We start from the raw sequence: 8,457 nt of genomic DNA on the forward strand, positions 1-8,457 counted from the left end.
GTCCGCGGCCACGACCGCCTCCGCGTCCGCCGACGCCGGATCGGGCGCGCCCGCCGCCAAGGCCGCGGCGGCCGTGCCCGTCGGGCTCAACGCCCCTTACCTGTACCTCGGTTGGGGCAGTCCCCAGAGCGCCACGTCGGTCATGAGCGCGACCGGCGTCAAGCAGTTCACGATGGCGTTCATCCTCTCCGACGGCGGCTGCAATCCGAAGTGGGACGGGAGCCGTGCGCTGACGGGCGGCAACGACCAGGCCACGATCAACGCTGTACGGGCCGCCGGAGGTGATGTGACGGTCTCCATCGGCGGCTGGTCCGGCAACAAGCTGGGCGAGAAGTGCTCGTCCGCCACCGCCCTCGCCGGGGCGTACCAGAAGACCATCGACGCCCTGAAGCTCAAGTCGATCGACATCGACATCGAGGACACCGAGTTCACCAACGCCACGGTCCGGGAGCGGGTGGTGGACGCCCTGAAGATCATCAAGACCGACAACCCCGGGGTGGCGGTGTACGTCACCTTCGGGACCACCCGGACGGGCCCGGACGCGACCGGGCTCGACCTCATCAAGCGCGGGGCGAACAACAAGCTGGACATCGAGGGCTGGGCGGTCATGCCGTTCGACTTCGACGAGGGCACCATCGACATGGTGGCCGCCACCAAGGGCGCGGTGGACGGCCTCAAGAACGCCGTGGCCTCGGCGTACGGCCTCTCCTCCGACGCCGCGTACCGCAAGGTCGGCTTCTCCTCGATGAACGGCAAGTCGGACGTGCCGGGCGAGACGGTGTCCGTGGCCGGCTTCAAGTCGATGGTGAGCTACGCGGCCGGCAAGCACTTGTCGCGGGTGAGCTTCTGGGCCGTCAACCGGGACCGCGCCTGCGGTGGCTCCACCACGGACGCCGGGTCGGATTGCAGCGGTGTCAGCCAGAGCGCGCTGGACTTCACCAAGGCGCTCGCCGCGTACACCGGCTAGTACCCGGCGAGTCACACCGCACCCCGGCAGCGGCGTGGTACGGGCCCCCGCCCGTACCGCGCCACTGCCGTCGGCCTCCCGGCGGGGAAGTCGCTCCGCCGGTGAGTGGGAAGGGCTCTCCGCGAGCAGACTGTAGGTGTCGGCGGAAAGCCGCAACCGGCTGTACGGCCAGGTCACAGGGTGTGCGGAAGGCGCGCGACCCCACCGGTGCCCGGTTCAGGAGGCGGTATGCACCCGGATGAGGAATCCCCCTCGGTGTCAGGGATCCCCCTCGACGCCATGGCGGCGGCGGTCGTGGACCGGAGGGGCACCGTGATCCGCTGGTCGTCCGCGGCGGAGTCCCTGCTCGGACGCCCCGCGGAGGACGTCTGCGGCCGGTCCGTCCGGAGACTGCTCGTCCGGCCGCTGTCGCCGGTGTACGGGGGCGGGCGCTACGGCCCCGGCAGCGGCGTGGCCGGGCTGCGCCACTCCTCGGGGAGGACCGTCGAGGTCGCCTACCGCGCGGTCCCGCTGGGGGGCGCGGAAGAATACCTGCTCACTGCCGTTCCCGCGGCCGACGCGGCGGAGTCCGAGCAGGCGCTGGCCCTCCTGCGCGCCCTGTTCTCCCAGACCCGCCTGGGCGTCGGCATCCACGACACGGACCTGAACGTCGTACGGACCAACATCACCCCCGAGATGTTCGACGGCCCGCCCCTGCCGGTCGGCAGCCGGCTGGGGCACGTGATGGACGCCGAGGACGCGGAGGCCGTGGAGAGCGTGCTGCGCGAGGTGCTGGAGACCGGTGTGCCGGCCGTGCGCAGCACCCACCTGATCCGGGCCCCGCACCCCTCGGGCAGGCAGTGGGTCATGTCCCTCACGGCGCTCCGGCTCCTGGACCGGTCCGGGCGCCCGGGCGGGGTCGCCGTGGCGGTGAACGACACCACCGCCGAGGAGACGCTCCGCCGGCAGATCGACCTCCTCCACACGTCGGCCGCGCGGATCGGTTCCTCGCTCGACGTCGTGGAGACCGCGCAGGACCTGGCCGACGTGGTCGTTCCGGAACTGGGCGATCTGGTGTCCGTGGACCTCTCCGAGTCCGTGCTCTCCGGGGAGGAACCGCCGCTCGTGCTCGGCGGCGGGCGCCAGCACCTGGCGCGGGTGGCGGTCGCGACGGCCGGGGGCGGGTGGCAGGCCGGTCTGCTGGGGCCGGGAGAGTCGTACCCGCCGCTGCCGGACAGCGACGAACTGCGCGGGGTCCAGGAGGGGGCCACCATGCTGGCGTCCCGCGACGCGGTGATCGGCGCGCTGGGCGGCGACGACCACCTGGCCGGGCTGCTCGTCCCCGACCGGGCGCACTCCGTCCTGGTGGCGGTGCTGCGGGCCCGGGGGCGCAGCCTCGGGACGGTCTCGGTGTGGCGTACGGAACGGCGTCCCGAGGCGTTCGAGGAGTCCGACCGGCTCCTCCTGGCGGAGATCGCCTCGCGGGCCGCCCTGGGCGTCGACAACGCCCGCCGCTACACCCATGAGCACCGCGCGGCGGTCGCGCTCCAGGAGCAGCTGCTCCCGCAGGCCATGACCGATCTGCCAGCTGTGGAGACGGCGGGCACCTACCGCCCGGCGGAGGGGGAGATGAGCATCAGCGGCGACTGGTTCGACGTCATCCCGCTGCCTTCGTCGCGGGTGGCGCTGGTCATCGGTGACGTCATCGGCCACGGCCTCCCCGCGACGGCGACGATGGGCCGGCTCCGTACCGCGATCCAGGCGTTCGGCGGGATGGAGCTGCCTCCCGAGGAGGTCCTCACCCAGGTGGACGACCTCGTCCAGCGGCTGGCCGCCGAGGCGCCCGCGGGGCGGCGGGACGTGGTTGGTGCCACCTGCCTGTACGCCCTCTACGACCCGGTGTCGGGCCTGTGCACCTTCGCCAGCGCCGGCCAGCCCCCGCCCGTCCTGGTCCGGCCGGGCGGCGGGGCGGAGTTCCTGGACGTGCCGCCCGGTCCCCCGCTGGGTGTGGGCGGGGTGCCCTTCGAGTCCGTCACCGTGCGACTGGAGCCGGACACCGTCCTGGCCCTCTACACCGACGGCCTGTTCGGTCTGGAGGAGTTCGACGTGGAGCGCGCCCTGGCGCGGATCAGACACCGCCTGGACACGACGTGCCGGCCGGGGTCCGCGCTCGAAGCGGTCGGCCGGTCGCTGCTGGCCGACTTCGGCGACGAGCCTCCCCACGACGATCTCGCCGTGCTTCTCGCCCGGACCAGGACGCTGTCCGCCCGCTCCGTCGCCAGCTGGGAGTTCCCGGCCGGACCCGCGTCCGTCGCCGTCGCGCGGGCGGCGGCGCTGCGGCAGCTGACCGCGTGGGGACTGGACGACCTCTCGCTCACGACCGAGCTGGTCGTCAGCGAGCTGGTGACCAACGCCGTCCGGCACGCGGGCGGCCCGGTGGGCCTGCGGCTCATCCGGGAGAACGTCCTGATCTGCGAGGTGACCGACCCCAGCAACACCCAGCCGCGGCTCCTGCGCGCCACCGACCTGGACGAAGGGGGCCGGGGGCTGTTCATCGTCGCGAACTGCACCACACGGTGGGGCAGTCGGTACGGCAGGAGCGGGAAGACGATCTGGACCGAGCAGCCCTTCTTCTCCCGCTCCGGGAACGACGATCCGGCCCTGGTCCCGCTCGCGGGGTGAGAGCGCGTCACATCCACCCCCGGCGCGCCGCCTGCCAGGCCAGTTGCATCCGGGTCGTCGCCCCCGCGAGGGCCATCATCGACTGGATCCGGCGCTGTACGGTACGCCTGCTCAGGCCCAGCTGGCTGGCTATCGCCTTGTCGGCGACCCCCGCGACGAGCAGGGACAGCAACTGGCGGTCCGTCGGCGGCAGTACGCCCCCGCCGGCCGCCGCGTCCGTACCGCTGACCGTGCCCGACTCGCTGACGTGCAGCGGTACGGCGTCCTCCCAGTAGCGCTCGAACAGGGCGACCAGCGCGTCGAGGAGGCTGCTGCCCCGTACCAGGGCCGTGGTCGGTTCCTCGGAGCTTCCGCCGGGGCCGCCGGGGACGAGCGGGAAGATCGCGATGGCCCGGTCGGCGACCGCCAGGCGCAGCGGGAGGTGCGGCACGGCCCGGGCCATCTCCCCCGCCCGTACCCCCTCGACCACGTTGTCGACGGCGCCCGAGTCGTCGAAGAACGCCTGCTCGTACACGACGCGGTAGCGCACCCCGCGCGCGAGCGCGTCGAACTCGGCGCTGTTGCTGCCCGACGGCATGGCCACGTGCCCCGCCCGGCAGAACCACAGCATCTCGTGCCGGGTGCTGTCCTGGATCTGCCGCAGGTGCTGGCGCAGCGCCTCCGCGCCGGTGATCACTTCGATGAGTTGGTCGGGGTCGCTGCGGCGCCGGGTGCTGCGGTACGTCTCCAGGAGGTCGGTGACGGCCGCGCGGGCCTGCTCCAGGGAGTCCGACTGCCGCTGGAGATGCGGGAGCAGGGCCACATCGGGAGGAGTGGCGGCGAAGCTGCGCGGCGCGCGGTCGTGCGCGGCCCGGTCCGTTCCGCTGGCGAGCCCCTTGGCGGCGAGTGCCGTCAGCACCCGCTCCGCCTCTCCCGGGGTCAGTCCCGCGGGTCCCGCCAGCTCGTCCGCCGACGCGGCGGACCTCGTGACGAGCAGCCGGTAGACGGTTTCCTCACCGGTGGTGAGACCCGCTGCCTCCAGCATCATGTTCCTCCCGAAGAACGGGGCCGACTCTGGGCAAGCGCACTCTACGCCCAGGTCACGGCCGGTTCCCCGGCGGGAAAACGCGGCGGGTACGGAGGCGTCGACCACCTCCGTACCCGCCGTGGACCCGGTCCGCCGCTACTTCTCCAGCAGATACGCCCGGTGCACGGTCTGGGTGACCGTGTCGCCCGCGCGGTCGGCGGCCGTCACCCGCAGGGTCACGAACGTGTCCGCCCGCATCCGGTCGGGCCGTTCGACGGTGGCCGTGAAGCGGTTGCCACCCCGGTCCTTGACCCGGGAGGCCTTCGTCCAGGTCCGGCCGTCGTCGTAGGAGACGTCGACCTTCGCCGACACCCCGCGCGGCGACGGCAGGCCGTCCTGGGCGCGGACCGTCAGGCCGATGTCGTGCGTACGTCCCGCGCCGACCGCGTTGTGCGCGTCGACGGGCACGTCGTAGTCGAGCTGGAGGAGCGGGAGCGCGGTCCTGGCGGTGGTGGTGTCCGAGCGGAACTCCCAGGACGTGCGGGTGCTCGTGCCGAAGGCCCACTCGCCGGAGACCCGGGAGGTCGTCAGGTCGAGCCGGTAGCCGGCCTTCCCCGGCGCCACCTGGATGTCGCCCCAGGCGTCGGCGCGTTCGGCGACCTTCTTGCCGTCGCGGTAGAGGACCGCGGCGGCCGAGTCCCCCTGCGGGGCGGGTGTCCGCGTACCGATACCACCGTCCTCCCCGCCCGCGGACAGGCGGGACCAGTGGCCCGCGGAGTCGGTGAACTCCGGTACGCGCAGGGCGAGTACGTCACCGGTGCGGACGGACGGCGTGTCCGTCCCGCGCGGGATCGAGGGCCGTACGACGGGGCCGAACCACGCCTCGTCCAGACGCTGCCCGGAGGCGTACGTACGGGCCGTGTCCCGCATGCCGACGTTCAGGGGGATGTCGACGTCGACGACGGGCCCGTGGTCCACGACGTGCTGCCACGACGTCGTTCCGGAACTGACGTACTCGGTGCGCTCGGTGCCGGTGGGCACGTCGCGGGTGTACTGGTTCCAGGAGGTGTCCTGGTAGGGGCGCCGGCCGAAGCGCTGCTCGCCCGCCCACGCCTGGCCTCCGTTGTCGGCGTACGTGGTGTGTATCCGCGCGCTGTTGCGGTCCGAGACGGTGTGGACGACCTGGGCCGGGACCTGCTGCTCCGACACCTGCATGACGTCGTAGAGGTACGGGCTCTTCGCCGTGCCGGAGAACTCGACCGCCACGGTGTGCCGCTTCAACCGCTCCAACAGGGCGGCTCCCTGGGCCGCGTCGACCCGCAGCGTGGGAATGGCCGTGCGGTCACCGTTGGGGGTCCAGCGGGTCCAGGCGTACATGTCGGAGGGGAAGACGAGCAGGAGTCCGGCGGCTCCGGCCTTCGCGGCCCGGGCGGGCAGGTCCAGTTCACCCGACGCGTCGTCCCGTACGACCGCGAGTTTCCCCCGTGCCTTGCGGAAGTCGGGCGCGGCGGTGCTGCCCGCGTCCACCGCCGTGAGCCTGGCGCCCTTGGGGTCGAACAGCGCCGACACGTGGGTGTAGTAGGGGTCGAGGCCGAGCGGGGTGCCCGGGACCTTCGCCGTGAGGAGCGGCGCCACGAGCTGCCAGCGTGAGGCGAACTCGAAGGCGCCGTCGGTGACCCGGGCGGTGGGGCTGACGTAGAGGCGCTTGGCGATGTCGAAGTACATCATTCCCTGGATCAGCCCGTGGCCGTCGATCTGACGGTACGTCTGGAAGCTGATGACACCGCGCTGTTCGGCGGGCCGTGGGGTGCGGATCTCCACCTGGGTGGTCCTGCGGGCGTCCAGGGTGACGGTCGTGTCCTTGGTGACCTTCACCTCGGGCAGGACGAGTTGGCGCAGCTCCTCGCCGTCGGCGGCGCCGTTCACCGAGGCCGAGCTGATCTGGTACGTGCCCTCCTCGACCTGGGCGACGGCGGGTTCGTAGCTGTCGTAGCCGACAAACCCGTCGGGGCCCCAGATGGCCGGCGCGCCGGGGACGCGCTTTCCGTCGCGGTCGACACTGACGACGGTGAGGCGGTGGACCGGGCCGTGGACGCCCATGCTCAGCGTGGTGTGCGCGACCGTCCTGCCGCCGGCGGTGGCGGTGACGTAGCCGTAGTAGTCGCCGCGGTCCGCGGCGGACGGTTCCGCGTGCAGCGGGACCTCGACGGTGGCACCGGCGGGGACACGCACGGAACCCGAGCCCAACCGCAGCGCGCCGGCGGGCAGTTCACGGCCGCCGGAGGTGGCGAGCCGGGCCGCGAGAGTGAGGGTGACCTCCGTTCCGGCGGTGTTGGTGTAGCGGATCGTGGCGTCCTGGGAGGGGCCCGAGGTGTCGCCCGCCCGGAAGGGGCCCAGCGCGAGGGTGCCGGTCGCCGTGACCGTACCGAGCGCGGCGGCGGCGACGTCGATGCGGCCGCCGCCCTGCTCGGTGGCTTCCTGGCCGGGGACGGTACGGGCGGTGCTGATCAGGGCGTCCTTGAGTCGGCCCGCGTCCCAGTCGGGGTGCTCCTGGGCGAGGAGCGCGGCGGCGCCCGCGACGTGCGGGGTGGCCATGGAGGTGCCGGACGCGGCGACGTAGTACGGGTCGACGATGTCGCCCATGGCCGTCCCGGCCGCGCGGGCGGCGACGATGCCGACGCCGGGCGCGGTGACGTCGGGCTTGACCGTCTTGTCACCGGCGCGGGGGCCCCGGCTGGAGAAGGGGGCGAGGGAGTCGTCGCGGTCCACGGCGCCCACGGTCAGGGCGGCGTCGGCCGCCCCGGGGGAACCGATGGTCTGGGCGCCCTGCTCGCCCGCGTTGCCCGCGGCGACCACGAACAGCGCGCCGCTGTCCCGGGTGAGGCTGTTGACCGCGAGGCTCATCGGGTCGGTGCCGTCGCTGGGCGCGTCGGACCCGAGGCTCATGCTGACGACGCGGGCGCCCTCGGCGGTGGCCCACTCCATGCCCTCGATGACGGCCGACTCGCTGCCGTAGCCGTCGTCGCCGAGCACCTTGCCGATCAGCAGGTCGGACCGGGGCGCGACGCCTTTGCGGAGACCGGCGGAGGCCGCTCCCGTACCGCCGACGGTGGAGGCGACGTGGGTGCCGTGGCCGAAGACGTCGTTCGTCCCGCCACTGCCGGAGAAGTCCTTGGTCTCGGTGGCCCGTCCCGCCAGGTCGGGGTGGGTGAGGTCGGCGCCGGTGTCCAGGACGGCGACCTTGACGCCCTGGCCCTGGTAGCCGGCCTGCCAGGCGGCAGGGGCGTTGATCTGGGCCGTGCTGCGGTCGAGGGTGGGGCTGACCCGCCCGTCGAGCCACACGGTGGGGGCGGCGGCGGAGGTGGTGAAACCGTCCCCGGCGGGGGCGAGTTGCTTCCAGAAGCGGCCGAGGTCGGCGTCGGTGACGCGCAGCGACCGGGCGTTGATGCTGCCCAGGTGGTGCGAGGGCGCGGTGGTGTCGTTGAAGGCGGTGAGCGCGTCGAGGGAGGAGACCCGGGCGCCGGGCGCCTGGGCGACGATCAGCGGGAGGGCGTCGGTGCGCGCGTCGTCGTATCCCTGGGCGAGGAGGGCCGTCACGTCGAACAGCCGGCGGTCGAGCCGCCCGGCGGCGAGCGCCGTCTCCGCATCGGAGGGGATGACGCTCAGGGCGCCGTCCTGCTCCACCGTGCGGAAGAGGATGCCCCGGCGGCCGGGGCCGGGTGTCACCGACGCGACACGCTTGCCGTCCGTGCCCGCGCCGACCGTCACCCGGTCGCCGGTGACGAGGCGGACGGTGGCGGCGGACGGCGCGGGGTGGCCGGCG

Annotated in this window: 4 protein-coding genes; 2 read left to right on the forward strand and 2 right to left on the reverse strand. The window is 73.4% G+C overall.

The genetic code is table 11. The annotated features are described in order from the left end of the window. On the forward strand, positions 1 to 967 hold a 967-nt coding region (locus GT042_RS16805), incomplete at its 5' end, for a chitinase (protein ID WP_237530864.1). Positions 968 to 1,222: 255 nt separating this feature from the next. Beyond that, positions 1,223 to 3,628, forward strand: coding sequence for a SpoIIE family protein phosphatase (locus tag GT042_RS16810; RefSeq protein ID WP_345943797.1), 2,406 nt, complete (start codon positions 1,223 to 1,225; stop codon positions 3,626 to 3,628). A gap of 7 nt (positions 3,629 to 3,635) precedes the next feature. Here the strand turns inward: GT042_RS16810 and GT042_RS16815 are convergent, their stop codons facing one another. Next, positions 3,636 to 4,655, reverse strand: coding sequence for a LuxR C-terminal-related transcriptional regulator (locus GT042_RS16815; RefSeq protein WP_161309530.1), 1,020 nt, complete (start codon positions 4,653 to 4,655; stop codon positions 3,636 to 3,638). Between the two features lie 135 nt (positions 4,656 to 4,790). Beyond that, positions 4,791 to 8,457 (reverse strand): S8 family peptidase (locus GT042_RS16820; RefSeq protein ID WP_237530865.1); only part of this gene is annotated, 3,667 nt, incomplete at its 5' end.

The sequence above is a fragment of the Streptomyces sp. SID3212 genome, assembly GCF_009865405.1.
In the GTDB taxonomy this organism is placed as follows: Bacteria; Actinomycetota; Actinomycetes; order Streptomycetales; family Streptomycetaceae; genus Streptomyces.

Bases quoted from the DNA above. Each gene is read 5' to 3' on its own strand.
- GT042_RS16815 (WP_161309530.1), bottom strand. From the start codon at position 4,655: ATGATGCTGGAGGCAGCGGGTCTCACCACCGGTGAGGAAACCGTCTAC.